The organism is Paraburkholderia acidisoli, from assembly GCF_009789675.1.
Lineage (GTDB): Bacteria > Pseudomonadota > Gammaproteobacteria > Burkholderiales > Burkholderiaceae > Paraburkholderia > Paraburkholderia acidisoli.
Genome location: NZ_CP046915.1, coordinates 919536 through 945051, shown reverse-complemented (window position 1 = coordinate 945051; position 25516 = coordinate 919536). Strand labels below are relative to the sequence as shown.

The window sequence follows — 25516 nt, the reverse complement described above, 5'->3', positions numbered from 1 at the left end:
GTCGCTCACTCATGGGCGCACGACTTCGCCGTCGTCGTGCGCGTGCGGGGGCGTGGCGTCGTCGAGCGTTTCGAGAGCGGGATTGTGATGCAGGATCAGCGCGGCGCCCGCGCCCACGAGCCCGGCGCCGGCGAGGCACAACAAGCCCGCGCCGAAGCCGCCCGTGCTGTCCTTGATCCAGCCCATCGCATACGGTCCGAAGAAGCCCGCGAGATTGCCGAGCGAGTTGACGGCCGCAATGCCGCCCGCCGCCGCCGCGCCCGATAGAAACGCCGCAGGCAGCGTCCAGATCACCGGCAGGCAGCCGAAGATGCCGAAGCCGGCAATGGAAAGCGCCAGCATTTTCAGCACGGGACTGTCGAGCCCCGCTGCCGCCGCAATGCCCGCCGCCGCGACGACCAGCGCAAACGCCACGTGGCGCTTGCGTTCGAGCTTGCGGTCGGAATGACGGCCCCAGAAGATCATCGACACCACGCCCACGGCATACGGCAGCGACGTCACGAAACCCGTTTGCAGATTCGTCAGCCCGAACGCCTTGACGATCTGCGGCAAGAAGAAACTCAAGCCGTAATTGGTTGCGTTCGCACCGAAATAGATGAGCGCCACCGCGAGCACGCGCGGATTGACGAGCGCCTCCATCACGCTGAACGAGTGCACAGCCTCGCGGTGCTTGCGCTCTTGCGCCTGACGCGCCACGAGCCAGTCGCGTTCGTCGTCGGCGAGCCAGCTCGCTTGCGCGGGCTTGTCGGTCAGATAGAGCAGCACGCCGAACGCCAGCACGAGCGCGGGAATCGCTTCGATCAGATACACCCACTGCCAACCCGCGAGTCCGCCCCGCCCGTCGAGCGACAGCAAGGAGCCCGAGATCGGTCCGCCGATCACCGTGGACAGCGGAATGGCGGCCATGAAATAGCCGACCACGCGCGCGCGATACTTCGCGGGAAACCAGATCGTGAGCAGGAAAATGATGCCGGGAAAGAAGCCCGCCTCGGCGATCCCGAGCAGAATGCGCAGCACGTAGAACACGTGCGCGTTGGACATGCCGGTGTAGCTCGCGATGTGCGGAATGAAGGCCATCGCGCCCGCGATGATGCCCCACGTAAACATGATGCGCGCGATCCAGCGCCGCGCCCCGAAGCGCTCCAGCAGCAAATTGGAAGGCACTTCGAAAAAGAAGTAAGCGATGAAGAAAATCCCCGCGCCGAAACCGAAAGCGCTCGCGGAAAGATCGAGCGCCTTGTTCATTTGCAGCGCAGCAAACCCCACGTTGACGCGGTCGAGGTACGCCACGAAATAACAGACCATCAGGAACGGTACGAGCCGCGCCGTCACGCGCGCCATGGTGCGTGTTTCGAGCTCCATCGATGTCTCCTTGAGATCGGCGTCGCGCGCCGGCGCACTCCGCCCCGACGTTCGCCCGTCCGTTTAATGTGCTTAAAGACTAGACGCTCGACGCGCGATCCGAAAGTTTGTTTTACAGCGGGTCAGCGCGGCACTACGTGCTCGATACACGCAAGGTTCTTCTGCTTACGTTTTTATTACGCCGATGAAAATACCGCCCGAAATGAAGTCACTCGCGTATCTGGCAACACCCTGGCTACGGTTCAATAGTCACGGATGAAGCCTGTCCCTCATCATGACCCCGTTGCACTCACACCCCCTTGCTCAGGAGAAGAAACGATGCCGCTTGCCCGCCAATGGATCGCCCGCGCAGTCTTTTCCGCCGCCGTCGCGGCAATCGCGCCGAACGCCGCGTTCGCGCAAAGTGCCCCGCAAAACGCCCCCGCCGCCACGCCCGCTGGCGACGGCACGTTTTTGCTGACGATCTTTCTCAAGCACGACGAATCGAAACCGCTGCCGAAAATCAATCAGCAACTCGCCGAGCAGGGCTTTTACAAGGCCTTTCCGCCGCCCGGCACCGAAGTGGTCTCGTGGTACGTGATGATGGGCATTGGCCAGGTGGTGACGTTGCGCGTGCCCGCCGAGCGTTTGCGCGAGGTGAATCGCGCGATCGAGGAAACGGCCTGGGGCGGCTATCGTACGGAGTTCTATCCAACCTACGACTATAAGGCGCTGGCCGAACAGGCCCGCGCGCGCAACGGAAAATGACGCGTCAATACCAGGGCGTGTCGTTGAGCGGCGCGCCCGTGATCTTCACGATGAAGTCGAGAAACGCGCGGACCTTCGCGGAAGGATGCCGCCGCGAAGGATACAGCGCGTAGAGCGGAAAGCGCTCGTCGGGCCAGTCGGGGAAGAGATCGACGAGGCGCCCGCTTTCGAATAGCGGCTGCGTGCCGAGCGCCATGATCTGCGCGATACCGTGACCGGCGAGACACGCGCCGTGCAGGGTGGAGACGTCGTTGAGCATGAGCCGGCCGCGCGCGTCGATAGCGATCTTCTTGCGCGGCCGGTGAAATTCCCACACAAAGGGCCGGCCCGTTTCCGGGTCGCGGTATTGAATGCATTGATGCGGCTCGCGTTCGAGATCCGCGGGCTTGAGCGGCCGCCCGCGCTTCTTGAGATACGCGGGCGAGGCCGCGGTGACGATGCGCGTCTCCAGCAGCTTGCGCGCGACGAGCGTGGACGGGCGCGGCACGCCGAAGCGTATGGCGAGATCGAAGCCTTCGGCGACCATGTCGCCGAGTTGATCGCGCGTCATCAAGTCCAGTTGCAGGTCGGGGTAACGCTCGATGAACTGGCCAATGCGCGGGCTCAGCACGATCTTCGAAAAGAACGGGTCCACGTTCACGCGCAAACGGCCGCGCACCGCGGTCGCGCCGCCCGCCGCCGAGGAGGCGGCTTCTTCCAGGCCGTCGAGCAAGGGCACGACCTGCTCGTAGAGGCGCCGCCCTTCGTCGGTGAGCGTGAGCGTGCGCGTGGTACGGTCGAAAAGCCGTATACCGAGACGCGCCTCCAGGCGCGCCACCGAGCGGCTCACGCCCGATTGCGACATGTCGAGCCGTTCCGCCGCGCTGGCGAAACTGCCGCTGTCGACAATGGCCGTCATCACGCCCATGCCGTTGAGTACGCGTTCGTCGAAAGCCATGTTCCGCTCCTGAAGTGCACGGCATGCTTCGTACGGGATTCATGCCGTTGTGTCATGACTCATATGATACTCATGTCATGGCGTAAGGCATGGCATGCGCCCACAATTCACCCCGTCGAACGCAAGTTCATTCATGGTTTTCGCACGGGAGCAACGCATATGTTTGCAATTACAGGCATTACCGGTCAGGTTGGCGGCGTGGTGGCGCAGCGCCTCATCGCACAGGGTCAAGCGGTACGCGCCGTGGTGCGCAGCGCGGAAAAAGGCGCGGCGTGGGCCGCGCGCGGTTGCGAGGTCGCGCTCGCCGACATGCACGACGCCCACGCCTTGCAGCGCGCCTTCGCAGGCACGCGCGGCGTGTTCGTGCTGTTGCCGCCGGTATTCGATCCCGCGCCCGATTTCGCCGAATCGAAGCGCAATATCGCCGCGCTGCGCGACGCGCTGATCGCGGCCAGGCCGGAACGCGTGGTCGTGTTGTCGACTATCGGCGCACAGGCCACGCAGCCGAATCTGCTCAAGCAACTCGGTCTCATGGAAGACGCGCTGCGTAGTCTGCCCATGCCGGTCGCGTTCCTGCGCGCCGCGTGGTTTTACGAAAACGCCGTGTGGGACGTCGAACCGGCGCGCACCACGGGCGTGATCCCGAGCTTCCTGCAACCGCTCGACAAGCCCGTGCCGATGGTCGCCACCGCCGACATTGGCCGCGTGGCCGCGCAATTGCTGCTGGAAACGTGGCAAGGCGCACGCGTGGTCGAGCTCGAGGGGCCCCGGCGCGTCACGCCCAACGAACTCGCCACGGCGTTCGCCGAGGCGTTGGACCAACCGGTGCGGATGGAAACGGTCGCGCGCGGCGAGTGGGACGCGCTATTTCGCGCTCAAGGAATGAACAATCCGTTGCCGCGCATGCAGATGCTCGACGGCTTCAACGAAGGCTGGATCGAATTCGAAACGCCGGCCACGTCGCTCAAGGGCGAAGTGGCGCTCGACACGGTAATTCGCGAACTCGTTACGCGGTAAAAAGCATCGTCTGACGATAAAAGGCCCATCGAATCTTCATTCGATGGGCCTTCGTGACCGCAGCGAGTTCAGCGCTCAATGACGCCTCAATGACAGCGCTTTTCCCAATGACCATGCACCTTCACCTTATGGCAAACCGGGTGATGGTGGTGATAGTCGTCCGCATATGCCGGAGCAACGGCAGCAAGCGTGGTGAGCGTAGCGGCGAGCGCCAGAATGAGCTTTTTCATCGTCCATACCCTATGGGTAGTTGAAGGTATGGGGAGTTAGCACGCCGCGAACCCGCGACTTTCAAACGGCTTGAGTCGAATTACACGCCGTCTGCATTCCCTTTGTCATTCGTCTTCCGTGGCCTGAAAGGCTCACGATTCCATGGCGATATAGCGCGACACGAACGCCACGAATAGCAACGCCTTCAAAACGCATTCGGTCAGCGAGAGGTAGAACGCGAGCGGAAACGTGGAGTATTCGGCCGGTAACGCGGGCGCCACCGCGAGCACGCCCAGCGCACAGAGAAAGATGAACACGCCGCGCGCCACGCCGTTGCCGCGCAACACGAGCCATGCGAGCGACACCCACACCGCCGAAGAAAACAGCAGCGCCGCGCGCTCGGTCACGCCCTGCGACGCCCAGAATTCCACCGGCAGTTCGATGAGCGCCCACAGCGCCGAAGCCTTCACGAGCCACGCCGTCGCGCCGCGCGGGCGCCTGCGCCGCGTGCGGCGGTCGCCACGCGTTTGCAGCCAGTCGGAAAAGTCCGCGAAATTCGACGGTTCGTCGAGCGCGGCCGGGTCGCGCAGCGTCGGCGAGCCCATTTCGTCGTGTGCCATCTCCCTTCTCCCTTGCGCTGCCGCCGCGCACGAACGTCCGTGCGCACGAGCGGCATTGCCGAAACATGTGGTTATCTATCGATTAATTGTCGTTAACTACCTGCTTTTCATACCTGAGCGGTCTGCATCGCTGCCTCGGCCAACACGCTGTCTGGCTGCCGCAAGCTCGCGGGAAACGCGCGTGCCGCACCGGGCGCGAACGTAGAGCAGAAAGCTTGCCTGACTGCCGCGGGATCGACGACGAGTCAGGCGGCCGGTTGGGTCACGCCTCGCGTCACGCCGCGAGTTCGGTTTGCAAAACCGTGGAATGAATCATGGCGTCGGCGTTGAGCGCCTGCGGGCGCATCGGTCGCGGGCGATACACGGCTTCGCCGCGCCGGATCTCCTGGCCCGTCACCGCGCACACGCCCGAGCGGCGCGCGCGCGTGAGATACCACTCCTGATCGCCGTAGGCGCAGCGCGATGGGTCGCGCCACGCGAGCGTGACGCGGTCGGCGGTCGAACGTTCGATCACGCGCACCGTGAGCCCGGCCACCGCCGTGCGCGCCGGCCCGCGCGACGCCTTGCGCGGTTTCGCCCGCGCGCAGGCCGCGCCCAAGGCGTTCGAGGCGCCGCTGAGTTGCCCCAGCAAGCCAATGGTCATCGCCCACGGATCGGCAACGGTGGTTTCAATCGACATCATGTTTCGGCTCCTCAATTCGTGTGGTGTGCTTGACCGGTTGGGCTGGGTGCTGCGTTCGCATTGCCGTTGGCATTGGCATGGCGCGCTTGCGCGCCGGGCGCGGCAGCGGGTTCGCGGGGCACCGTGGAGGTATGACCGTCGATCGTCATGTCGAGCAGATATTGCGCGCTGTGCATCATGAAACGCGCCACCTTGCTGTCGAAGCCGCTGTCGAAACCCATTGCTGCCATTCCTCCCGAAATAAGCGTATCGCCCGCGAAACGCCTGAAAACCAACGCCGCGCGCGCCCGCGGGCGCGACGTCGAGCCGGTTGCGCCGCGCGCCGGGAGCAAAACGGGGAAACGCCCGGCGCGTTGGCGCAACGCAATGGGCGTGCCATCGCAAGCCGCTTGCCTGACGGGGCGGGATCGGGAAACGAGGAAGCGCGAGGCCGGTTTTTCCGGCGATGGCGGCCGTTGCGGCGCCTGGCGGCCCGCGAGGATCGGCCGCAAAAGTCGTGGCGGGGAACGCTTCACCAATCGGGGTTGGCGAGGAAGGCAGGGAGTTCGGAGAGCCCGGTCATGCCGCCGGGCGGGTGCAACGGGTTATGTCGACGAGAAAGACGACCGGGGAAGGACGCCCGTAGCCGTGCGCGCGTGCCGCCGCCGCTGGCGCGGCGCGTCACGCGGAATCAGCGCGGCGTGCCGAGCCGCACGAGCAGGCTTACGAGTGCCTCGATCTCGGCGTCGCCCGTGCGCCACGACGAGACGCTGATGCGCAGCGCCGGCCGCCCCTGCCACACGGTACCGCCGAACCAGGCCTCGCCCGAAGCCTGCACGGCGGCGCGCAGCGCGTGCGTCGCGTCGTCGGTGGCGCAGCGGAACAGCACCTGGTTGAGCACCACGCGGTTGAGCACCGCGAAGCCCGCACCCGCCAGCGCCTCGCCAATACGCCGCGCCTGCGCGTGATGGCGGTCGACGAGTTCGGCCACGCCCGCGCGCCCCAATGTGCGCAACGCGGCCCACACGGGAATGCCGCGCGCGCGGCGCGAGAATTCGAGCGTGAGGTTCTTCTGCGCGTCGGCGCTCGCGGTCGAATACACGGCGTCGCAATTCATCGCGGCGGCCAGCGCCTGCGCGTCGCGGCAGATCGTCATCGCGCAGTCGTAGGGCGTGTTGAGCCACTTGTGCGCGTCGGTGGTCCAGCTGTCGGCGAGTTCGATACCCTCGGCAAGCGCCGCCAGCGAAGACGCCCGCGCCCAGAGACCGAACGCGCCATCCACGTGCACCCATGCGTTGGCCGCGCGCGCGATCGGCAAAATTTGCGCGAACGGATCGAATTCGCCGGTATTGACCTCGCCCGCCTGCAAGCAAAGGATCGTGCTCGCGTCGAGCGACGGCAGGCGCGCGGGATCCACGCGGCCATATTCGTCGACGGGCGCCTCGATGAGCCGGTCGAGCCCGAAGCCGAGCACGCGCAGCGCCTTTTTCACGGTGATATGCGCGAGCGCCGGCATCACCACCTTGATCTCGGGCGCGCCCATCAGCCCTTGCCGGTCGAAATCCCAGCCTTGGCGCGCGAGCAGCGCGCGCCGTGCCGCCGCGAGCGCCGCCAGCGTGCAGGCCGTGGCGCTCGTGCCGAATCCCACGGCGCTCTCGCGCGGCAGATCAAGCGCGTCGAGCACCCAGCGGCCCGCGAGACCTTCGAGCGTGGCGGCAACGGGCGAATTGTCGAAGGTCGAGGCGCACTGGTCCCAGGCGAGCATCAGCCGCTCGGCGGCGGCAGCGGCGGGCAGCGACGCGCCGATCACGAAGCCGAAGTAGCGCGGCCCGTTCGACGCCGTGGTGGCGGGCGAGCCCGCGCGGTCGAGCAGCGCGAGCGTGTCCTCCGCGGAGCGGCCCTGCGCGGGCAGCGCCTCGTCGAAAGCGGCGAGCGCCGCGATAGCTTCGGGCGAGGGAAACACGCGCCGCGTGGCGTTGCCTTCGGTATAACGCCGGCCGCGCGCGTCGGCCGCGGCGAGCAAGCTCAGTTCGTCCATCGGATCTCCGTTTTGCCGCTCGAATGTCCTTTACGATCCAGCTTCGCAATCTGGTTTCAAAATAAAACCAGTCGAACGGGATTGAATGGTAGGCCCACTAGTTTTAAAATGCAACCAGATCGATTCGATGGAAAAAACCGCCATGCCGCGCAGTCAACCGCCTGATCCCACGCCCGCTTCCCCTACCTGCCCCGTGGCGCGCTCCGTGGATGTGATCGGCGACAAGTGGTCGCTCATGATCCTGCGCGACGTGTTCGACGGCGTGCATCGTTTCGGCGATATCCAGCGCAATCTGGGCGTCGCGCGCAACATTCTTTCGGGGCGCCTCGGCCGGCTCGTGGAAGCGGGTATTCTGCAAACGCGTCCGGCTTCGGACGGCACGAACTATCTGGAATACGGGCTCACGAGCAAGGGCGAAAGCCTGTTTCCGCTGATCGTCGCGCTTCAGCAATGGGGCGAGCGCAATCTGTTCGCGCGTGGCGAGCGGCATTCGCGTCTCGTCGACAAAACCACGCGCAAGCCGCTGCCGCTCATGTCGCCGCACGCGAGCGACGGCCGCGCCGTCTCGCGCGCGGATACCGAAGTCAAGTTGCCACGAGCGCGCCGCGATACCTGAACACAGCGGTTGAACCCCTCACTACGCGATCCGCCAGCGTAACAGCGTGCCAGGCGCAGCGCTTTCAGATTGCCCGCCGCTGCGCCAAACTTCCCTGCGCGCCATTTAGCGGGCGCATTACGAGTGCTCATTACGAGTGCGCGTAGATTGGGCCGAGGCCGGGAATATCGTCCGGCACCGGCAAGGGATTCGAGACACTCGACGCAACCGCCGCTTTGACACGACGATGCGCACCCGCCGCGGATACGCCATCGGCAACACCGCCGTACGACGTCGTGGCCATCGGTGTCACCGGCGCCGTTGCGGTTTGCGCGTTCTGCTGCGCCTCGATACGCGACAGCGCGGCCTGGATATTGGCCGGATACTGCGTCTCGTCGCTGGCCGGGTTGTAGCCCGCTTGCTGCAACTGCACGAGTTCGGCGCGCACCTGGGCACGCGTCACGGGTTGATTCGACTGCGCGAACGAAACGAGCGGGGCGGCAACGAGCGCGGCGAGAGCGAGGATCTTGAGAGCTTTCATGGTGTTTCTCCAAAGGTGATGTTCAAAACACGGCGAACTGCATAACGGGAGTGCTGCGTCGCGAGCGATATGTCGTGCTGGCGTAGAGATATTTGAACGCCGCGATGTATCTGCCGTGTTTCGATCCGGTGCCGGTTTGCATGCGTGTTTGTCCGTGGCGTGCGTAGATACACAACCGTACAAATTGCGCGCAGGCCCGTGGCCTGCCGCGCTTTTGTATCGCCATGTATCCCGCTCGCGCACCGACACACTACGTTGCGCGCAAGCCGCTTATGCGACATTCCCGAGATACGTGCGCGCGATTCAATCGGTTCAGCCTTCGTCACTCACTCAAGGAGAACCGTCATGCTGTCCCGTCTCAAACTCACTGCCGTGGTGGCCGGTCTCGCCGCGACCGCTGGCCTCGCCGCTTATGCCGCCGCCGAAGCGCCCGCGCCCTCTTCCGTCTCGCTGCAAATGGGCATGAATGCCCCCGATTTCACGGGTATCAATACCTGGATCAACAGCGAGCCGCTCGATCTAAAGGCATTGCGCGGCAAAGTCGTGCTCGTCGACTTCTGGACCTTCGAATGCATCAATTGCGTGCACACGATTCCCCACGTAAAAGACTGGGACGCCCGCTATCGCGACAAAGGACTCGTGGTGGTGGGCGTGCATACGCCCGAATATGCGTTCGAGCGCGACACCGGCAATTTGCGGAAGGCCATCAAGCAATACGGCATTGCTTATCCTGTCGCGCAGGACAATCAGTACGCCACGTGGCATGCCTATGGCAATCAATATTGGCCCGCCGTGTATTTGATCGACGCAAGCGGCAAGCTCGTGTACAGCCATTACGGCGAAGGCGACTACGGGCAAACCGAGGCGGCGATCCGTCACGCGCTGGGTTTGCCGAAGCCAGGTTGATCGCGCACGGCGCCCGTGCCCCGGCAATGCCGCGCCTGGCGGCATCGTCGGGCTATTCCTTACGTCATGAAGCAAAAAACGGCGCGCCTGAACTGGCGCGCCGTTTTCTTCTGAACGATTGCCTGGGATTACCGCGTAGCACTCACAGATGCGTGACCTGAAGAATCGCCTCGGCGAACTCCTTCGGCGCTTCCTGCGGCAAATTGTGACCAATGCCGCCGCCGATATTGCGATGCAAATACTTGCCCGTGAACTTCTTCGCATAGGCGGCCGGTTCGGGATGCGGCGCGCCGTTCGCGTCGCCTTCCAGCGTGATGGTCGGCACGGTGATCGGCGGTGCGCTCGCGAGGCGCTGCTCGATCTCGTCGTATTTCGCTTCGCCCTGCGCGAGACCCAGACGCCAGCGGTAGTTGTGAATCACCACGGCCACGTGGTCGGGATTCTGGAACGAGGCGGCGCTGCGTGCGTAGGTGGCGTCGTCGAAATTCCATTTGGGCGAGGCCAGTTGCCAGATCAGTTTGTTGAACGCGTCGCGATTGGCTGCGTACCCTTGCGCGCCGCGCTCGGTCGCGAAGTAGAACTGATACCACCACTGAAACTCGGCTTGCGGCGGCAACGGCTTGCGGTTCGCTGCCTGGCTGCCGATCAGATAGCCGCTGACCGAGACCAGCGCCTTGACGCGCTCGGGATACAGCGCCGCGATGATGTCCGCCGTGCGTGCGCCCCAGTCGTAGCCGCCGAACACGGCCTGATCGATCTTCAACGCGTCCATGAGCGCGACGATATCGGCCGCGGTCACCGCCTGCTGGCCGTTGCGCGGCGTATCGGCTGAAAGAAAACGCGTGGTGCCGTAGCCGCGCAAATACGGCACGATCACGCGGTAGCCGTTGGCCGCGAGCAGCGGCGCGACTTCGGCATAGCTGTAGATGTCATAGGGCCAACCGTGCAGCAGGAACACGACCGGGCCATGCTTCGGCCCCGCTTCGGCATAACCCACGTTGAGCACACCGGCGTCGATCTGCTGGATCGGGCCGAACGAGGCGCTGCTGCCCGTGCGCGTATTGCCGCCGGATTGCGCGTGCGCGAGGTTGCCGAGTCCGAAGTCGGCGAGCGTGAGGCCCGCGAGCGTGGTGCCGAGCAAACGGCGACGACGGACGTTGACGGGATCTGACATGACGCATTCTCCTGTATTGTTTGCAAACCCGAGGATCGGGCAAGTGCGCTCGCGGCGATGAACCATTCGCTTGCGTGTAGTTATAGCCGAAGGCTTTTTGCGTCATGTATCGCAATGTGTCTCTCGAAAGTACGGACACAAAGCGAATCAAAAAAGCGGGCGAAATCAGCTTGAGCGGTGGAATAAACAGGCTTAATGCCGCGCAATAAACAATGCGCGGCGGATTATCGATCCGGCCGCGCAATGCGGAGTGAGTTGTCAACGCATTCAGCGCTCCGTCGAATTGCGGCCGATCACGCGTCACCGTCAATCAGAAGATCGCACAGCCTGGCGCGGCGAGTTCGAATCGCGGCACGCGCGCGACGCTCAAGTTTTCGCGGCCAGCAGGAAGGGATCGACAGCCCAGATTTCGCGGGCGCGAAGGTGCGCCTCGGAGCACGCGAGCCACGTTTCGAGCGCCGTCAGTCGCACGCCCGGCGCTACGGCGCTGCCGATCGACTCGGAGACGAACGGCGCGTCGTCGCCAGGCCGGCGCACGACCTGCACGACGTGAGTGATCCCGCGAGGACGGGGATGATTGTTTGCCCACGCAGGCGCGCCCAGCTTCAGTCCCATCGTGGCGCAGCGCGGCAGACTGCGCATGGTGATCTCGCCGCCCGCGAGCACGAAGCCCGTTCGCGCCTCGATCTCGTGAATCAGCCGGTCGGACCATACCTGAATAGCGCTCACGTCAGCCGGGTTGAACCGCGCGCGGCCCGTGGCCTCGTTCTCCGCCTGCATCGCGCTGTGAGCAGCAACCTCACCCACCCCGAGCAGTCGATGACCGGCGGGTTTGCCGAAAGACCTTCGGACTTGATGCCGCGCGCGTAGCCAACCCGGCCCGTATGGGTCTGCACGAGTGCCCACATCGTCCTCTCAGCGGTCTCGAATTGCATGTGTCGGCTTCAGATCGAATTTCAGACCGAATTTCAGACCGGCAGTGGCGAGCCGATAACACGACGTTTCGGCGCTCCACGCCTTCATGCGCGTGCCCCGTTGCAGTCGACTTCGATCCCGCCGGGCCATGTCGTGGTGTCCTCGCAACATCGCTTGAAAGACTCATGCATTTTCATGATAATGCGAACGATTCTCATAAAGAGTGCCGATCGCCATGTCGTGAAGGTCGCGCACCCGCCACTCCTTCACACAGAATGAACAACAATACGGGCTTTTCCTCGCGCGCTGTGCCGCGAGCGTCGCATGCTTCCACGTTTTTCCTGCACCGCTCTCCCATCTCGCTGGCCGCTTTGAGTCTCGTCAGTGCCGCATTCGCGGTGCTGCCTACGGTGAGTGCCGCGCAGGCCGCCCCGGCGGTGGCCGCTTCGGCACCCGCGGCCACCGATACGCCCGCCTCCGCGCCGACCCTGCCCACGGTCAAAGTCACCGCGACGGCGGCCGACGACGCACTGCGTACCGACCGCGTCAGCGCGGGCGCGCTCGGCGCGCGCAAGCAGGTCGATACGCCGTTCTCGACCGACGTGAAGTCGAGCGAAGACATCAAGGACCTGCGTGCAACGAGCGTCAACGACGTCTTCAAGTACGACCCCGCCGTGTCGATCGTGGGTAATGGGCGGACCGGCGAGAACTCGACGTTCAGCATTCGCGGCATTCAGCTCGACCAGCTCAACGGCAACAAGATCGACGGCCAGAGTTTCACGGGCTGGGACATGAATCTGCCGCTCGAAGCGTTCGAGCAGGTTCAATTGCTCAAAGGCTTGAGCGGCTTTATGTACGGCTTCAGCGCGCCGGGCGGCATCGTCAATTACGTGCTCAAGCGCCCGACCGACGAACCGTATCATGCGTTCACGTTCGGCTACGAGTCGGCGGGCGTGTTCACCGAAAGCGCCGATCTCGGTGGCCGCTTCGGCAACGACAAGCGCTTCGGCTATCGCCTGAATGCGGTGAACGAAGACGGCAACACCGCCGAGGCGAACGGTCATATCCGCCGCCAGGTGGCCTCGCTCGCGCTGGATTTCCGGGTCACGCCCGATCTCACGCTGACGGCCGACGCGCTGTACCAGAAGACCAAGCAGAACGGCACGCTGTTCGACATCATGATTTACGGTGCGAACTCCGCCATTCCCGACGCGAGCCGCGTGACGCGCAGCCTCACGCAGCCGCAGAACTGGTATGAAACGGAAACGACTTCGGTCGGCACCGGCCTGCAATACCGGATTTCGGACGACTGGAAAGCGAGCGTCAATTACCGCTTCTCCAAGCTCAACCGTTACAACGACGACAGCCTGCTGTGGGTCAACGACGCCCAGGGCGACTACTCGAATACGCTCTACACCGCACTGACGCGCTATTTCTATTCGGACGCGACGGCCATGGTGCAAGGCAAGTTCTCGACGGGCTTCATCAAGCACGACGTCGCGTTCGGCGCCGAATATTCCAATCAAACCGCGGAATACGACAATCAGCCGGGCGGCCTCGCCGGCGGCTATTCGCTCGGCACCGGCAACATTTATACGCCGATCACGCTGTACAACCCGGCCGTCTCGTTCAACTCGCAGCTGTATCGCCAGAACACGACCACTCAGGCGGCACTGTTCGCGAGCGACACGATGCAGTTCACCGACCGCCTCTCGGCGCTGGTGGGCGTGCGTTACACGCACTATCGTCAGGACGTCTATAACGTCGACCAGACCTACGCGTCGCAATACGGCAAGTCGCCCGTCACGCCGACCGGCGCGATCATGTTCAAGACCGACGCGTACTCGACGGCTTACGCGAGCTATGTCGAGTCGCTCGAGCAAGGCGGCGCGGCTTCGGCGTTCAATGCGAACTATCCGCAAGTGTTCGGCCCGTTGCGCAGCAAGCAGTACGAGGTGGGCTTCAAGACCGATCGCGAGCGCTGGGGCGGCAACGTGGCGCTGTTCCGCATCGACCGCGGCTACGACTACACGAACACCGCGAACATCTTCGTGCAGGACGGCACCGAGCGTTACATGGGCCTCGATGCCAGCGCCTGGTTCTCGCCGGTACGCGACTGGCGCGTGATGGCGGGCGTGCTCGCGCTCAACGCCAAGGGCGTGGGTATCGACGACGCGAGTGTGAACGGCAAGCGTATCTACGGCACGCCGCGCTTCCAGGCGACCGCGCGCGTGGAGTATTCGCCTTCGGTCGTGCACGGCCTCACGCTCGACGCGGGCGTCAAGTACACGGGCAACATGGCGCTGGACGCGGCCAACCAGTTCATCGTGCCTTCGTACACGACCGTGGATATCGGCGGGAAGTACGACACGGAAATCGGCGGCAAGAGCGTGACGTTCCGCGCAGGCATCAACAATCTGTTCGACAAGCGCTACTGGACCACGGGCTACGGCTACTACGTGCTGCCGGGCGCCGTGCGCACGTTCATCGCCAACGCGACGGTCGAATTCTGATCGCGACATCGCGCTCGCGAACGACTTCGGTCGATCTCGTGACGCGATGCACGTTGGCGGCATAAGCCTCCACCGGGTTCGAACAATCACTGTCATTTCGCGAACCCTAGTGGAGGCAATCGATCCGGCACCGCCGGCTCGGCTCGTGTCCTGGCGCAGTTAGCTGGACACGTAATTTTCCATGCGGGCTGATGGTCACGCCCCCGCCAGCGATGGACTTCGCTGGCCATCCCCACCTCGCCAACGCCACGCTCCGCGTACTCGGCTCACTATCTGGGAACCTCCCCGCGACGCTCGCCTTCTTCGGCGATCGCGCTCGATTCCATCGCGTGAACCGGTTCGTTCGATGCGCGCGCCACCACTTTCGGGATCGGGCACGAACGCTGCGAACGGGTTTGCGTTCCCTTTCATGGCCGCGTTTGAACGGGGTCGTGATCAGGCGCAACGCTCTAACCGACTAACGTAGAAGGAAGCACGTTCATGCGCATGATTCCCTACGCGCTGGTGGCCACCGTGCCGCTCGCCCTCGCGGCCATCACGCCGCCCGCTTTCGCCGCGCCCGAATGCCAGATCCGCGTGCTGCGCCCGGTAACCGACGATGTGGGTAACGTCTGGCAACCGGGAAAAATATTGCCCGCGACGATCATGGCAAACCGCTTACTGCGCGCACGGCGGCAGTTGCCTGCCTCGCATGGTCGATGGCAAGCAAGCCGTGCGTCCGATCGATTGCCGGACCGGACCGTCGATCGGGAATGGCGATTACCGGTTGGTGCCGAAGGCGCAGTAGTGAGCCGGTAAGCCGTAGCGAGCCCTAATGGGCACTGCTACCCGAGGATTTGCGACACGTCCGCGATTCCGCGGATCACACGCGGCAACACCATGCGCGGGCCACCGTGACTGGCGAGCAGATAGCGCGTGGACTTGCTTCGGTGTACCAGGCACGGCGAATCGCTCTGGGGCACATGAGCCGACGTTCGCGTCACTCACGGCACGCCGATCCGTCCACTCGATCAACGAGCGAGTCTCATCCCTCAAAGCCCACCCGCGGAAACCGCATCCGCGAACCGGGGAAAACGCGGCCTGAAACCGAGGTCCTCGCGTATCCGGCGACCATCCAGCGTCGTGTCCAGCGCAGCCCCCTGCCCGGCATCCGACCCATCCGGCGGCGGCGCGCCGACAGAGGCAAAGAGTTCCGCGATCGCGGACGCTTCCTCGTCGACCACGTTGTAGACGCGATAGCCCGGCTGCGAGGCATCGAGCGCCAACGCGACCGCTTGCGCCACATCCGCGTGATGCACCATCGACATGCATTGGCGGGGCGACCAGCGGTTCATAAGCGGCACCACTTCCGCAATATGCGCGTCGCCGTCTCCATAGACAAACGCGAGCCTCAGCACCCTGACATCGAGATCACTCAGGCCAAGCAGGAATCGTTCGGCCGCGAGTTTGCTCACCGGGTACGCGGCAACCGGCGCGCAGGAATCGTCCTCGCTTGCTGGACGTCCGCCGGTCGGCCCATAAACCAGACCCGTACTCGTGAAAATGAATCGGCGCACGCCAGCGGCACGCGCGACCGCGGCAAGATGCTGGGTGCCAAGATCGTTGACGCTATGCACCTGGCCAGCGGTCGCGCCACGAAAAAAAGCGGCGCAATGCACCACGGCGTCGACACCCGAGACGGCGGCCGCGAGCGAACCCGCATCGAGCAGGTCGCCCTCGGCGAGTTCGATGCCCTCGCCCCGGAGGGGTGTCGCGCGCCGCCGATCGCGCACCAGCGGGCGGACCTGAATGCCCCGCCGGACCAGATCCTTGACGAGACGACTGCCGACTTTTCCGGTCGCTCCGGTTACGAGAACGGTCATACAGCAACTCCCGATGTCGATTGAGGTCCGACGACTGTATTCGCTCGAAGAACGCTTGAATTGGAAAAAACGGACAACATGGGCTTCACAAGCGCCCGCATCGAACGCACATTACAATGGGCCGATGCACATCCACGCCAACTCAATCCGGCCGACATTGCCACGTACTCGCATCCGCCCGATCGTCGAAGCCACCTTCGTCGACGAGTGCCTGAAGGACGCGCCACGGATGATGATGCCGCGCCCCGAGTTGCATATTGCCGTGCGCTTCGGACCTTCGGCGCAGCGGGGCCTCGACATCCACGTTCTCGGGCCGCGCCAGCATGTCACCCGAAAAACGGTTCGCGAGGGACAGTGGACCATACTGGCCCGTCTCACGCTGGCGCACACGAGGTCCGTGCTTGGCGCGCCCCCCGCCGCGTTCACTGAGCACATCGTCCCGCTGGAACAGGTGTGGAGCGCCTCGGACGCAAGAAGCCTTTACGACGAGTTGCTGAAGGCAGCAAGCCCCACGGATGCCGCGACAATCCTGGAACAAACCATCTCGGCACGGCTCCCGCTCGATCACCTGCAAGGGGAACCTGCCGCGCTCGCATTCGAAGCCGCACGGCGATTGCTCGACGCGAACGTGAGCGCCGTGGCCGCGGAACTGAATATCAGCGCAAGACACTTGCGCCGCGTGTTTCTCGACACGACCGGCATGAGCCCGAAGCGGTTCGCGCGGCTCATGCGCTTCTCGCGCGCGGCAGACCTGGCGCGCGACAACAGCCGCCGCACCTGGGCGAGCATTGCCGCCGCAGCCGGCTACTACGATCAGGCCCATCTCATCGAGGATTTTCACGCCTTTGCCGGCACCACGCCCGAAGCGTTCCGGCGCGAACTCGGCAACACCGACGTTCTCAGGAGACTGGACGGCACGGCACGCGCGTGAGCGCCGCCGCGCGCCCGACCGCAAACCTTGCAAGCGTTCGCCGCAGACCACCGCGATATAATGACGCCGCCAATGACCCCGCCGTGTGAAAGCGGTCGCGCGCGCCCGCAAGACAAACGGTGCAGGCACGGTGCGGACTCCCATGCCCGACCTCGAGAAAACGCTGGGGACACGCGTGTTGCGTACCACGACTTTCCGTACTTCGACAGGCCTATGAGCGACGCTTCATCTCCAGCCAAAACGCCCACCGCAGCAAAGAAGCGCGCGCCAGCGCCGAAGCGTCGCGGCAACCGCACGACGCGCATACCCGAAATTCTCGACTGCGCCATTCGCGTCTTCGCGACCAGCGGCGACGCCGGCTTTACACAACGGCGCATTGCCGCCGAGGCGGGCATCAACCTCGGCACGCTGCAACACTATTTCGATTCGCGCGAGGCGCTGCTGCGCGCGACCATCGAAGAAAGCTCGCGCCGTTATCTCGAGCAGTCGAGAGCGCTCGTCGGCAACCTCGATCATTCGCCCGAGGCACGGTTATCGGCATTCATCGACAACACGTTTGCGACGTTTTCCGACCCCGCCACGTTCGTCAGCCCGTTCGCGCTCGAAACCTGGGCGCTGGCCGAGCGCCACGACTGGGTGCGCGAACTCATGGAGCGCAACAGCGAAAGCTATCTCGCGCTCTTCAGCGACCTCGTCGGGCATCTCAACCCCAAACTGACGGTCGAGCAAACGCGCATTCGCGGCGCGATCATTTACGCCCACTGGGAAGGTCTGCTGGTCTTCTTGCGGCGCAGCCGCTTCGGCCGCGCGCAGCCTCTCGCGATCAAGGAATCGGTGAAGGCCATCTGGCTCGCCAACGCGCGGGAAAAGCCCTGATTTCCGCCGGTTTCAAAGCGTGACGCCCTCGTCCCGCTGACATTCCCCGACGTTAGCCAAACGTCTCGCCGGATCGCCGCGCGTTGCCTCTCCAATTGAATTAGCAGGTCAATCGACCTATTTCTCTTCCCGCGCGGATCGCTCGCTAACGCACGCCGCGCCGCGCGACAAAGCGCGCTCCAAAATCCCCGGTTTCCCCGTCACATCCGCTCGATGGCGCGTCGTTCGTGGCCGCGCGCCTAGTGTTTTCCCCAACCAACAATCGCTTGAAAGCAAGTCACATGACTTATATTATTGGTCGCGTGACTTGTTTATGCCGACGACCGGTCGTGCGGATGAGCAGACGGCCGGCGCCGTACGTGCCCGCGCGCTCGCAACCACGAACTATTAACGACACCATTCAGGAGACTTCATGAACGCAGAGCGTGTTCCCCATCAGGCCCGCAAGGTAGCCGTCGTAACGGGCGGCGCGGGGGCAATGGGTTTTGCCATCGCCAAACGACTGCACGAGACCGGCCTGACCGTGCTCTTGCTCGATAAAGATGCCCGCGTCGAAGCGCTGGCCGCCGAGCTGGGCGGCGCCGCGGAAACCGCGAAAGGGTTTCAGGTCGACCTCTCGAACCGTGAGCAGGTCGAGCAATTCATCGCGACGGCGCTGCGCGAGTTCGGTCCGTGCGACGTGCTCGTGAACAATGCGGGCATCAACCTCGACAAGCCGGACGGTTCGAAGCTGTTCACCGAGGATATCGACAACGAGAGCTGGGACCTCATGCTCAACGTGAACCTGCGCGCGCCGTTCGTACTGTGCCGCGGCTTCGTACAGGGCATGAAGGAACGCGGCTGGGGCCGCATCGTGAACATCGCGTCACGCGCGGGACGCACCTATATTCCGGCGAGCAACGCCCATTATTCGGCTTCGAAAGCCGGGCTGATCGGCATGACACGCATGATCGCGGGCGAATGCGGTCCGTTCGGCATCACCGCGAACTGCGTCGCTCCCGGACGGGTCACGTCGCCGATCGCCGACCGCCAGTCGCCCGAGATCATCGCCCAGTCGATGAAGAATATCCCGCTCGCGCGTGTGGGCACACCGCAGGAAATCGCGGAAACGGTCGCGTTTCTGTGCTCGGACGGCGCAGCCTACATCACGGGCGTGACCGTCGACGTGAACGGCGGCTCCTTCATGGGCTGACACCGCTCAGCGCCAACCAATACGAACAACCCCCGGTTTTATACAGGATTCCTGATCATGTCGAAACGGCTGCAAGGAAAGATCGTTCTCAACGTCGGCGGCGCTCGCGGCATCGGCGCGGCGGAGTCGAAGCTGTTCGCGCAAGAAGGCGCGACCGTGTTTATCGCCGACCTCCTGGACGATCGCGGCGAAGCGCTCGCTCGAAGCATACGCGAAGCAGGCGGCGACGCGCAGTATCTGCATCTCGACGCGCGGCGCGAAGAAGACTGGGCAAAGGCGATCGGCCATATCGACGCGGCACAAGGCAAGCTCGACGTGCTCGTGAACAACGTGGGCACCAACGATCGCAACTCGATCATGGCAACGACGCTCGCCGACTGGAACAATACGCTCGAAACCAACGCGACGACCATGTTCCTCGGCATTCGCTCCGTCGTGCCGCTCATGCGCAAGGCAGGCGGCGGTTCGATCATCAATATCGGCTCCACGTCGAGTGTCACGGGCACGCCTTACGCCGCCTACAGTTCCAGCAAATGGGCGATGCGCGGGCTCGGCAAGATCGCGGCGCGCGAGTTTGTCGGCGAGAAGATTCGCGTCAATACGGTGTGCCCGGGCTTCATCGAAAACGAGTTCAACGCGGGGCAGCCCTATCTCGAGGCGCTGCGCAAGAGCGTGCCGCTCGGCCGCGCCGGCTCGTCCGACGAAGTGGCGCATCTCTCGCTGTATCTCGCCACCGACGAAGCCGCCTACGTGACGGGCCAGGACATCGTCATCGACGGCGCGCTCAGCATGCCGAGCTACGTGCTCAGCACCTACGCGGGCAAGTAAGCCGCTTCATCGACGGCACCCGACCCGTCTGCCTCGAACAGACGGGTCGTTTCGCATCGAGCGTCAAAAAAATAACAAGCCTCAGGAGACAAATCATGACCACCCCAGTGAACGCACCCGGCCTCGCCGCCCATCCGGCCGGCGCGTCGTGGCGCTACGTGATCGCGGGCTTCATCGCGCTGATCTTCGGCGTCAACATCGTGCCGGTAATGTTCAACCTGCTCGGCGCGCCGCTGAGCGCGGAATTCGGCTGGACGCGCCCGCAAATTTCCACGGGACTCGCAGTGTTCACGTTCTGCGACGGCCTGAGCATGCTCGCCGTCGGCGCGCTGGTCGACCGGAAGGGCATCAAATCCGTCGTGCCGATGGCCTTCGCGTTCGGCGGCGGTCTCATTGCATTGGCGTTCACGCCGCCGCAGATCGAATGGATGTATCTGCTCTGCGCGATTATCGGCCTCGGTGCGGGCGCGGTCGCCCCCACCGTCTATTCGATCGTCATCACCGCCTGGTTCGACGCCAGCCGCGGACTCGCGCTCGGCATTCTCAACGTCGGTCTCGGCTTGTGCGGGACCTTGATGCCGTTCCTGCTGAGTTATCTGCTGAAGACCGGGGGCTGGCGCGGCGCGGTGATGACGGTCGGCGGCGCCTCCATGGTGCTTGCGCTCGTCAATCTCGTGTTCGTGTTGCGCATGCCATCGGGCTGGGAACGCGAGCGCCGCAACGCGCGCAGTCAGGGCAAGGTCGCAGGCGCCTCGCTCGCCACGCTGGCGAAGTCGAAGCACTTGTGGCTGATCGCGCTTTCGATCTTCTTCGTCTCCGCAGCGACCTACGGCTTGCTCTCGCAGATGGTGCTGGTCACGGTCGACAAGGGCATTGCGATGTCCGTGGCGCTGACCGCCTTGTCGACCATCAGCCTCAGCTCGGTGTGTTCGCGCATGATCGTGGGCGCGCTGCTCGACCGCCTGTTCGCACCGTTGCTCGCCGCGTTCATCTTCGTTCTGACCGCAGCCGGCGTGCTGCTGCTGACCTACACGAGCGCGGTGTGGGGCATTTATCTGGCGGCGTTGCTGGTGGGCGTGGGACTCGGCGCCGAAGGCGATGTGGCCGCCTACATCCTGAGCCGCTACGTGCCCAAGGCGAGTTACGGCCGCGCATTCGGCCTCGTCATGTTCCTGTTCGCGCAGGGCGGCGGACTCGGCGTATTCGTGCTCGGCAAGTCTTACGGTGTACTCGGGTCTTATACGGCCGCGCTGTATCTGATCGTTGCGCTGGTGCTGCTGGCCGCCTTGTTCATCGCCATTCTCGGCCCGTACCGATACTCGGTCGATCGCGCGCCCGAGCAGGCCTGATTCGCTGAGTCGCTGCGCAGCGCAGCGGCGAACGCGAAACGCCGTCTCTCTGCACTGACTGGCACGTATTCGACTTGTCAGATTTTGTTTCAATAGCACTACCAAATAAAATCTTCTCGCTGCCCGTCAACGGGCAATCAATGCTCAATCGAACGAAGCATCAAATATAAACTGGAGACGTTATGAATCGCAAAGGCGCCCTCTTTCTGGGCACGCTGCTGGGGACGGTGTGTTCGGCCTCGCACGCACAGGACCGTGTAACGCTGTATGGCCTGATCGATCAGGGCATTCAGTATCAAACCAATGCGGGCCCCGGCAAACGCGTGTGGTTCGATTCGCTTTCGGGCATTGTCGGCAGCCGCTGGGGTATTACCGGCGAAGAAAATCTCGGCGGCGGCATCAAGGCGCTCTTTACGCTCGAATCGGGCATCAGCCTCGGCAACGGTCAGTTGGGTCAAGGCGGCACCGAGTTCGGCCGTCAGGCGTTCGTGGGGTTCGGCAGCAAGGATTACGGCCAGATCACGCTGGGCCGCCAGTACGACATGATCTGGTACTTCCCCGAGCCGCTAACCGCGAATGCGCTGGTGGGTGCGTCGGTCACGGCGCACCCGGGCGACTTCGACAACGCCGGCAACACCATTCGCTTCAACAACGCCGTGCGCTACATGAGTCCGAATATTCGCGGCCTCACGTTCGGCGCGGAATACAGCTTCGGCGGCGTGGCGGGCGACTTTACGTCGACCTCGGGCTATTCGGTCGGCGCGAACTACACCAACGGTCCCTTCCAGATTGCCGCCGCCTTCGACTACTTTAAGAATCCGACGTCTTCGCCGGGCACCGGTTTCTTCACGGCTTTCGCCAATGGCGCGACGCCGCTCGCCTTCGCGCTCAATCGCGCCTATCGCACGGCCCAGGCATATCAGTCGGCGGTGATCGGCACCAACTACCGGTTCGGCAATTTCACCGTGGCGGCCTCGTATTCGAACGTGCAGTATGCCAATCTGGGCGCGTCGTTCAACAATGGCACGGCGGTGTTCAACAACTACGATATCGGCATCAGCTACCGCTTCTCGCCCACGCTCACCGCGGGCATCGCCTACGACTACATGAGCGGCCGTGCGGTGACCACGGCGAGCGGCAGCATTGTCGGGGATCAGCACTTCAACCAGTTCGGCTTCCTCGCCGATTACTTCCTCTCGAAGCGTACCGACGTCTATGGCGGCGCGGGATGGCAACGCGCGTCCGGCACGTCGTCGCTCGGCCTGCCGGCGGTCGCGAACATCGACAACCAGACCGACTCCTCCAACAACAAGACCGTGCTCGTTCGTATCGGCATCCGCCACCGCTTCTGATCGTTCGGCGTCATTGGGCGCTCGCTGGTCCGGTCTTGTGGCCAGCGAGTACTACGGTTACGGCGTGTCGTCGGGGAACATCGCGAGACGCATGCCGAAGAGCGCCAGCACGAGTGCACTGGCGCGGCCTTGGGAAAGCGTCGACAGTTCGGCGAGCAGATCGTCGAGTTGATCGCGCAGCGAAGATGGCAGCCGGTTCGAATCGGCATCCAGCGCGGCGAATGCCTGCTCGACAGCAGCCAGGAGCCGCTGCGTTTTCGCTGCGAGCGAAGGTGCAAGCGCACGCGAGAGCCGCCGCAGATCGATGGCATTGGCGCCGATGCGCAGCGCCTGAAGCACGCTTCGATCGAGCCGTTGCGCATGCGCCTCGTCGAGCCCCGGCCGCCGCGAGGCAACCAGATAGTAGCGGTCCAGCATGCTTCGAACGAACGCCGCACGTGCCTTGCGCGAGTATGTTGCACGCCGCGGGTTGCGCAAGACGCGCATCAGGTCGAGTCGAGCGGATTGCGCGATCCGCTGGGCGCTCCATTGGGCGGTTCGCGCGCGCATGACGCTCATCACGAGCGCGGTCAGCAACACGCCGGCCAGGAGCGCCAGCGAACCGTTCAGCGTTGCCGCGAAGTCGCTGACGTAGCGGTTGTTCAAACCCACGAGCGTAGACACGTTCGTCGAGATCACCATGCCGACAAAGTTGGTCGACGGCTTCGCGATCAGCAGACCGAGCCATACGAACGCAGGCGCCATGAATAAGGCGGCCATTTCGAAGCTCGTCGCCGCGGGCAAAATCGCGCTCGAATACACGAGACTGACGATCACCGCGACGAGCGCGAACTTGCCGAACTTCATCATGGAAGGCAAAGGGCTGTCCTGGGTTGCGAAGAACGAGCAGGCCACGGCGGCGATCATCGGAACCGAGGCGCCGTCTGCCCAGCCGGTGCCGATCCAGACCGCGCATCCCGCGAGGATCGACGCCACGGCCGTGGCGCACGACAACGCGGCGAGGCGGCGGTCGACGTGACGCCGGAAGCGGAACGCCCGGCGCTTCGCGAAAGGTTGGCGATCTACCCTGTGTTGCCGCAGACGTTCGCGGTTCGACTCGCAGGCGCGCAGCGCTTCGAGCAGTTCGCGGAACCGCTCGATGAGGCCGAGCCATAGCAACCGATACCCCGTATCGGCCGTTGCCTGATCGAGTTGATCGTGACGAACTCGCAGCAAGATTTCATGCAGACGCGCGGGCGGCGCCCCACCTTCCGGCTTGCGCAACCACCCATTCAGTTCTTCGATGAAGCCGGCGAGCGTCGCGGGCAATTCGACCTGCCGTGTGCGCAGATACGCGAGACGATCGTCGATGGCGGCGAGAATCGGCAGCAGCCGCTCCAGGTCCCATTGCAGCGCCCGCAGTGTGGCTGCCTCGCTGCGCCAGGCCGAACTGTCGTAGGCGAGATTGGCCAGCAGCAACTCGAGATCGACCGGATGCTTTGCAAGCAGGCTCGCTGCCGAGGCCGCGTCCGTCGTGGGGGACGCCGCCTGCCGCAACACGGCTGCCGCCCAGCGCTTACTGTTGTGCAGCCACGCATCCACGCGCAATCGCACCGCATCGACCACGCTGCGCGGAAACATCAGGCCGTGCACGAGCGCGCTGCAGATCACCGCGAGCGTGATCTCCTCGACACGCGCCACGGCGGTGTAGAAGATGTCGTCCGGACGATCGACGCCCGGAAACGCGATGAAGGCCACGCTATAGCCCGCGAGCATGAACACATAGCTGCGCGGCGAACGATCCTGCAACGAGAGATAGAGGCAGCCCGCCACCCACAACGCGAGCGCGACGCATAGCAATTCGCGGGTCTGCACGAGAGCGGGCACCATGACAACGGCCGCCGCCGCGCCGAGTAGCGTACCGGCCACGCGATACAGCGACTTCGAAGCGGTCGCGCCCGCAAAGGGCTGCGACACCACGTACACGGTGGTCACGGCCCAGCCGGGCCGGTCGAGTCCGGCGGCGAGCGCGAGATACAGGGCAAGCAGCGCGGCAGCGTAGGTCTTCGCCGAAAAGACCCACGCCTCGCGATCGGGAAGTGTCATCAATACGGTGTCAGCACCGCGCCGCCGCACACCGAGATCACCTGGCCCGTTACGTACTGCGAAAGATCGGTGGCGAGAAACTCCAGCACGTTGGCGCAGTCCTCCGCCACGCCGAAGCGGCGCAACGGAATGGCGGCCATCTCGTCCGCCGTGCCCACGCCGCGTTCGACCGCTTTGGCGGCGATGCGCGCCGTCATCATCACGCCGGGCGAGATGCAGTTCGCGCGAATGCCGAACGGGCCGAGTTCGGCGGCGAGATAGCGCGTATAGGTCGTGACGGCCGCCTTGCTCGCCCCATAGCCCGAAAGCTTGCCGCCTTTGTAGGTGGTGATGCCGCTTTGCGCCGACGTATTGACGATCACGCCCGCCTCCTGGCGCTTCATGACCGGAGCCACGGCCTGGCAGCAAAACACGGCGCTCATATAGTTCAGGTCCATGAGAAAGCGCGTGTCGGCTTCCGGAATTTCGCTTGCGGCGCTGCGTTCGGCGGGCGTTAACGCGCCGCCCGCGTTGTTCACGAGCAGGTCGATCCGCCCGAATTCGGCGATCGCCGTTTGCACCATCGCATCGACTTGAGCGCGATCGGTGAGGTCGGCGGCAATGCCCATGCTCCTGCGCCCGATCGCCTTCACCTCGTCCATCACCGAAGCGGCGCTCAAGGTTTCGCCGAATTCGCGCGCGGCGTCGAGGTCGATGTCCACCACGACGATATCCGCGCCGAGTTGCGCGAGACGCAGCGCATAGGCGCGCCCGAGCCCCCGCGCGCCGCCCGTGACCACGGCCACTTTTCCGTTGAGTTTCATCG

At 64.2% G+C, this 25516-nt stretch carries 25 protein-coding genes; 12 read left to right on the top strand and 13 right to left on the bottom strand.

The genetic code is table 11. The annotated features are described in order from the left end of the window. Positions 1-9: 9 nt before the first annotated feature. Entirely contained in the window at positions 10-1362 is a 1353-nt protein-coding gene (locus tag FAZ98_RS26415) for an MFS transporter (RefSeq protein WP_158955609.1), read from the bottom strand. A gap of 318 nt (positions 1363-1680) precedes the next feature. Between FAZ98_RS26415 and FAZ98_RS26410 the strand changes: the two genes are divergently transcribed. Then, positions 1681-2109, top strand: a complete 429-nt coding sequence (locus tag FAZ98_RS26410) for a hypothetical protein (RefSeq protein ID WP_158955607.1) — start codon at positions 1681-1683, stop codon at positions 2107-2109. Between the two features lie 4 nt (positions 2110-2113). Here the strand turns inward: FAZ98_RS26410 and FAZ98_RS26405 are convergent, their stop codons facing one another. Then, positions 2114-3046, bottom strand: coding sequence for a LysR family transcriptional regulator (locus tag FAZ98_RS26405; RefSeq protein WP_158955605.1), 933 nt, complete (start codon positions 3044-3046; stop codon positions 2114-2116). A 159-nt stretch (positions 3047-3205) separates the two neighbouring features. Here FAZ98_RS26405 and FAZ98_RS26400 point away from each other — a divergent pair, with 159 nt between their 5' ends. Further along, positions 3206-4063, top strand: coding sequence for an NmrA family NAD(P)-binding protein (locus tag FAZ98_RS26400; protein ID WP_158955603.1), 858 nt, complete (start codon positions 3206-3208; stop codon positions 4061-4063). 86 nt (positions 4064-4149) lie between these two features. Here FAZ98_RS26400 and FAZ98_RS35460 read toward each other — a convergent pair whose 3' ends face one another. The 5 genes from FAZ98_RS35460 to FAZ98_RS26380 all read right to left on the bottom strand — a co-directional run bounded on the left by FAZ98_RS35460 (position 4150) and on the right by FAZ98_RS26380 (position 7592). After that, positions 4150-4293 (bottom strand): hypothetical protein, encoded by a 144-nt coding sequence (locus tag FAZ98_RS35460; RefSeq protein WP_199272417.1) that lies wholly within the window; start codon positions 4291-4293, stop codon positions 4150-4152. Between the two features lie 132 nt (positions 4294-4425). Continuing rightward, positions 4426-4893: a hypothetical protein gene (locus tag FAZ98_RS26395; RefSeq protein ID WP_158955601.1), complete on the bottom strand. Its 468-nt coding sequence runs from the start codon at positions 4891-4893 to the stop codon at positions 4426-4428. Positions 4894-5167: 274 nt separating this feature from the next. Continuing rightward, positions 5168-5575 (bottom strand): DUF3331 domain-containing protein, encoded by a 408-nt coding sequence (locus FAZ98_RS26390; RefSeq protein ID WP_233272852.1) that lies wholly within the window; start codon positions 5573-5575, stop codon positions 5168-5170. A gap of 11 nt (positions 5576-5586) precedes the next feature. Beyond that, entirely contained in the window at positions 5587-5796 is a 210-nt protein-coding gene (locus tag FAZ98_RS26385; RefSeq protein ID WP_158955598.1) for a hypothetical protein, read from the bottom strand. A gap of 449 nt (positions 5797-6245) precedes the next feature. Continuing rightward, positions 6246-7592, bottom strand: a complete 1347-nt coding sequence (locus FAZ98_RS26380; protein ID WP_158955596.1) for a pyridoxal phosphate-dependent decarboxylase family protein — start codon at positions 7590-7592, stop codon at positions 6246-6248. A gap of 142 nt (positions 7593-7734) precedes the next feature. On the opposite strand from FAZ98_RS26380, the gene FAZ98_RS26375 reads away from it, so the two are divergent. Beyond that, complete coding sequence (locus tag FAZ98_RS26375) at positions 7735-8208, top strand: winged helix-turn-helix transcriptional regulator (protein WP_158955594.1); 474 nt, start codon at positions 7735-7737, stop codon at positions 8206-8208. A 130-nt stretch (positions 8209-8338) separates the two neighbouring features. Here the strand turns inward: FAZ98_RS26375 and FAZ98_RS26370 are convergent, their stop codons facing one another. After that, a complete protein-coding gene (locus tag FAZ98_RS26370; protein WP_158955592.1) occupies positions 8339-8728 on the bottom strand; it encodes a DUF4148 domain-containing protein in 390 nt (129 codons plus the stop codon). Between the two features lie 345 nt (positions 8729-9073). Here FAZ98_RS26370 and FAZ98_RS26365 point away from each other — a divergent pair, with 345 nt between their 5' ends. Continuing rightward, complete coding sequence (locus FAZ98_RS26365) at positions 9074-9634, top strand: thioredoxin family protein (RefSeq protein ID WP_158955590.1); 561 nt, start codon at positions 9074-9076, stop codon at positions 9632-9634. Positions 9635-9776: 142 nt separating this feature from the next. Here FAZ98_RS26365 and FAZ98_RS26360 read toward each other — a convergent pair whose 3' ends face one another. Further along, a complete protein-coding gene (locus tag FAZ98_RS26360) occupies positions 9777-10808 on the bottom strand; it encodes an alpha/beta fold hydrolase (protein WP_158955588.1) in 1032 nt (343 codons plus the stop codon). Between the two features lie 366 nt (positions 10809-11174). Further along, entirely contained in the window at positions 11175-11615 is a 441-nt protein-coding gene (locus tag FAZ98_RS26355; protein WP_158955586.1) for a hypothetical protein, read from the bottom strand. A 479-nt stretch (positions 11616-12094) separates the two neighbouring features. On the opposite strand from FAZ98_RS26355, the gene FAZ98_RS26350 reads away from it, so the two are divergent. Both FAZ98_RS26350 and FAZ98_RS26345 read left to right on the top strand, forming a co-directional pair. After that, entirely contained in the window at positions 12095-14236 is a 2142-nt protein-coding gene (locus FAZ98_RS26350; protein ID WP_233272851.1) for a TonB-dependent siderophore receptor, read from the top strand. Between the two features lie 480 nt (positions 14237-14716). Further along, the gene (locus FAZ98_RS26345) at positions 14717-15034 is read left to right on the top strand and encodes a hypothetical protein (RefSeq protein WP_199272416.1); all 318 of its coding nucleotides are present in this window, start codon (positions 14717-14719) and stop codon (positions 15032-15034) included. Between the two features lie 233 nt (positions 15035-15267). Here the strand turns inward: FAZ98_RS26345 and FAZ98_RS26340 are convergent, their stop codons facing one another. Further along, the gene (locus FAZ98_RS26340; protein ID WP_158955583.1) at positions 15268-16098 is read right to left on the bottom strand and encodes an NAD-dependent epimerase/dehydratase family protein; all 831 of its coding nucleotides are present in this window, start codon (positions 16096-16098) and stop codon (positions 15268-15270) included. Positions 16099-16111: 13 nt separating this feature from the next. Here FAZ98_RS26340 and FAZ98_RS26335 point away from each other — a divergent pair, with 13 nt between their 5' ends. The 6 genes from FAZ98_RS26335 (at position 16112) to FAZ98_RS26310 (ending at position 22626) form a co-directional block, all read left to right on the top strand. After that, positions 16112-17029, top strand: coding sequence for a helix-turn-helix domain-containing protein (locus tag FAZ98_RS26335; protein WP_233272850.1), 918 nt, complete (start codon positions 16112-16114; stop codon positions 17027-17029). Positions 17030-17242: 213 nt separating this feature from the next. Beyond that, entirely contained in the window at positions 17243-17905 is a 663-nt protein-coding gene (locus FAZ98_RS26330) for a TetR/AcrR family transcriptional regulator (RefSeq protein WP_233272849.1), read from the top strand. A gap of 412 nt (positions 17906-18317) precedes the next feature. Next, entirely contained in the window at positions 18318-19097 is a 780-nt protein-coding gene (locus tag FAZ98_RS26325; RefSeq protein ID WP_158955579.1) for an SDR family oxidoreductase, read from the top strand. Positions 19098-19154: 57 nt separating this feature from the next. Continuing rightward, on the top strand, positions 19155-19925 hold the full coding sequence (locus tag FAZ98_RS26320; protein WP_158955577.1) for an SDR family NAD(P)-dependent oxidoreductase: 771 nt from the start codon (positions 19155-19157) through the stop codon (positions 19923-19925). A gap of 95 nt (positions 19926-20020) precedes the next feature. Continuing rightward, positions 20021-21274 carry an MFS transporter gene (locus FAZ98_RS26315; protein WP_158955575.1) on the top strand — a complete coding sequence of 418 codons (1254 nt, stop codon included), beginning with the start codon at positions 20021-20023 and terminating at the stop codon, positions 21272-21274. A 182-nt stretch (positions 21275-21456) separates the two neighbouring features. After that, the gene (locus FAZ98_RS26310) at positions 21457-22626 is read left to right on the top strand and encodes a porin (RefSeq protein WP_158955573.1); all 1170 of its coding nucleotides are present in this window, start codon (positions 21457-21459) and stop codon (positions 22624-22626) included. A gap of 57 nt (positions 22627-22683) precedes the next feature. On the opposite strand, the gene FAZ98_RS26305 is transcribed toward FAZ98_RS26310, so the two are convergent. Both FAZ98_RS26305 and FAZ98_RS26300 read right to left on the bottom strand, forming a co-directional pair. After that, on the bottom strand, positions 22684-24711 hold the full coding sequence (locus tag FAZ98_RS26305) for an FUSC family protein (RefSeq protein WP_158955571.1): 2028 nt from the start codon (positions 24709-24711) through the stop codon (positions 22684-22686). Then, positions 24711-25514, bottom strand: a complete 804-nt coding sequence (locus tag FAZ98_RS26300; protein ID WP_158955569.1) for an SDR family NAD(P)-dependent oxidoreductase — start codon at positions 25512-25514, stop codon at positions 24711-24713. Before FAZ98_RS26300 ends, FAZ98_RS26305 begins: the two co-directional genes overlap by 1 nt. Between the last annotated feature and the right edge of the window lie 2 nt (positions 25515-25516).

Coding starts and splice junctions, on each gene's coding strand:
- FAZ98_RS26315 (WP_158955575.1), top strand. CDS start 20,021: ATGACCACCCCAGTGAACGCACCCGGCCTCGCCGCCCATCCGGCCGGC.
- FAZ98_RS26345 (WP_199272416.1), top strand. CDS start 14,717: ATGCGCATGATTCCCTACGCGCTGGTGGCCACCGTGCCGCTCGCCCTC.
- FAZ98_RS26385 (WP_158955598.1), bottom strand. CDS start 5,796: ATGGGTTTCGACAGCGGCTTCGACAGCAAGGTGGCGCGTTTCATGATG.
- FAZ98_RS26365 (WP_158955590.1), top strand. CDS start 9,074: ATGCTGTCCCGTCTCAAACTCACTGCCGTGGTGGCCGGTCTCGCCGCG.
- FAZ98_RS35460 (WP_199272417.1), bottom strand. CDS start 4,293: ATGAAAAAGCTCATTCTGGCGCTCGCCGCTACGCTCACCACGCTTGCT.
- FAZ98_RS26335 (WP_233272850.1), top strand. CDS start 16,112: ATGTCGATTGAGGTCCGACGACTGTATTCGCTCGAAGAACGCTTGAAT.
- FAZ98_RS26300 (WP_158955569.1), bottom strand. CDS start 25,514: ATGAAACTCAACGGAAAAGTGGCCGTGGTCACGGGCGGCGCGCGGGGG.
- FAZ98_RS26305 (WP_158955571.1), bottom strand. CDS start 24,711: ATGACACTTCCCGATCGCGAGGCGTGGGTCTTTTCGGCGAAGACCTAC.
- FAZ98_RS26375 (WP_158955594.1), top strand. CDS start 7,735: ATGCCGCGCAGTCAACCGCCTGATCCCACGCCCGCTTCCCCTACCTGC.
- FAZ98_RS26395 (WP_158955601.1), bottom strand. CDS start 4,893: ATGGCACACGACGAAATGGGCTCGCCGACGCTGCGCGACCCGGCCGCG.
- FAZ98_RS26360 (WP_158955588.1), bottom strand. CDS start 10,808: ATGTCAGATCCCGTCAACGTCCGTCGTCGCCGTTTGCTCGGCACCACG.
- FAZ98_RS26370 (WP_158955592.1), bottom strand. CDS start 8,728: ATGAAAGCTCTCAAGATCCTCGCTCTCGCCGCGCTCGTTGCCGCCCCG.
- FAZ98_RS26320 (WP_158955577.1), top strand. CDS start 19,155: ATGTCGAAACGGCTGCAAGGAAAGATCGTTCTCAACGTCGGCGGCGCT.
- FAZ98_RS26330 (WP_233272849.1), top strand. CDS start 17,243: ATGAGCGACGCTTCATCTCCAGCCAAAACGCCCACCGCAGCAAAGAAG.
- FAZ98_RS26415 (WP_158955609.1), bottom strand. CDS start 1,362: ATGGAGCTCGAAACACGCACCATGGCGCGCGTGACGGCGCGGCTCGTA.
- FAZ98_RS26400 (WP_158955603.1), top strand. CDS start 3,206: ATGTTTGCAATTACAGGCATTACCGGTCAGGTTGGCGGCGTGGTGGCG.
- FAZ98_RS26325 (WP_158955579.1), top strand. CDS start 18,318: ATGAACGCAGAGCGTGTTCCCCATCAGGCCCGCAAGGTAGCCGTCGTA.
- FAZ98_RS26380 (WP_158955596.1), bottom strand. CDS start 7,592: ATGGACGAACTGAGCTTGCTCGCCGCGGCCGACGCGCGCGGCCGGCGT.
- FAZ98_RS26310 (WP_158955573.1), top strand. CDS start 21,457: ATGAATCGCAAAGGCGCCCTCTTTCTGGGCACGCTGCTGGGGACGGTG.
- FAZ98_RS26405 (WP_158955605.1), bottom strand. CDS start 3,046: ATGGCTTTCGACGAACGCGTACTCAACGGCATGGGCGTGATGACGGCC.
- FAZ98_RS26340 (WP_158955583.1), bottom strand. CDS start 16,098: ATGACCGTTCTCGTAACCGGAGCGACCGGAAAAGTCGGCAGTCGTCTC.
- FAZ98_RS26410 (WP_158955607.1), top strand. CDS start 1,681: ATGCCGCTTGCCCGCCAATGGATCGCCCGCGCAGTCTTTTCCGCCGCC.
- FAZ98_RS26390 (WP_233272852.1), bottom strand. CDS start 5,575: ATGATGTCGATTGAAACCACCGTTGCCGATCCGTGGGCGATGACCATT.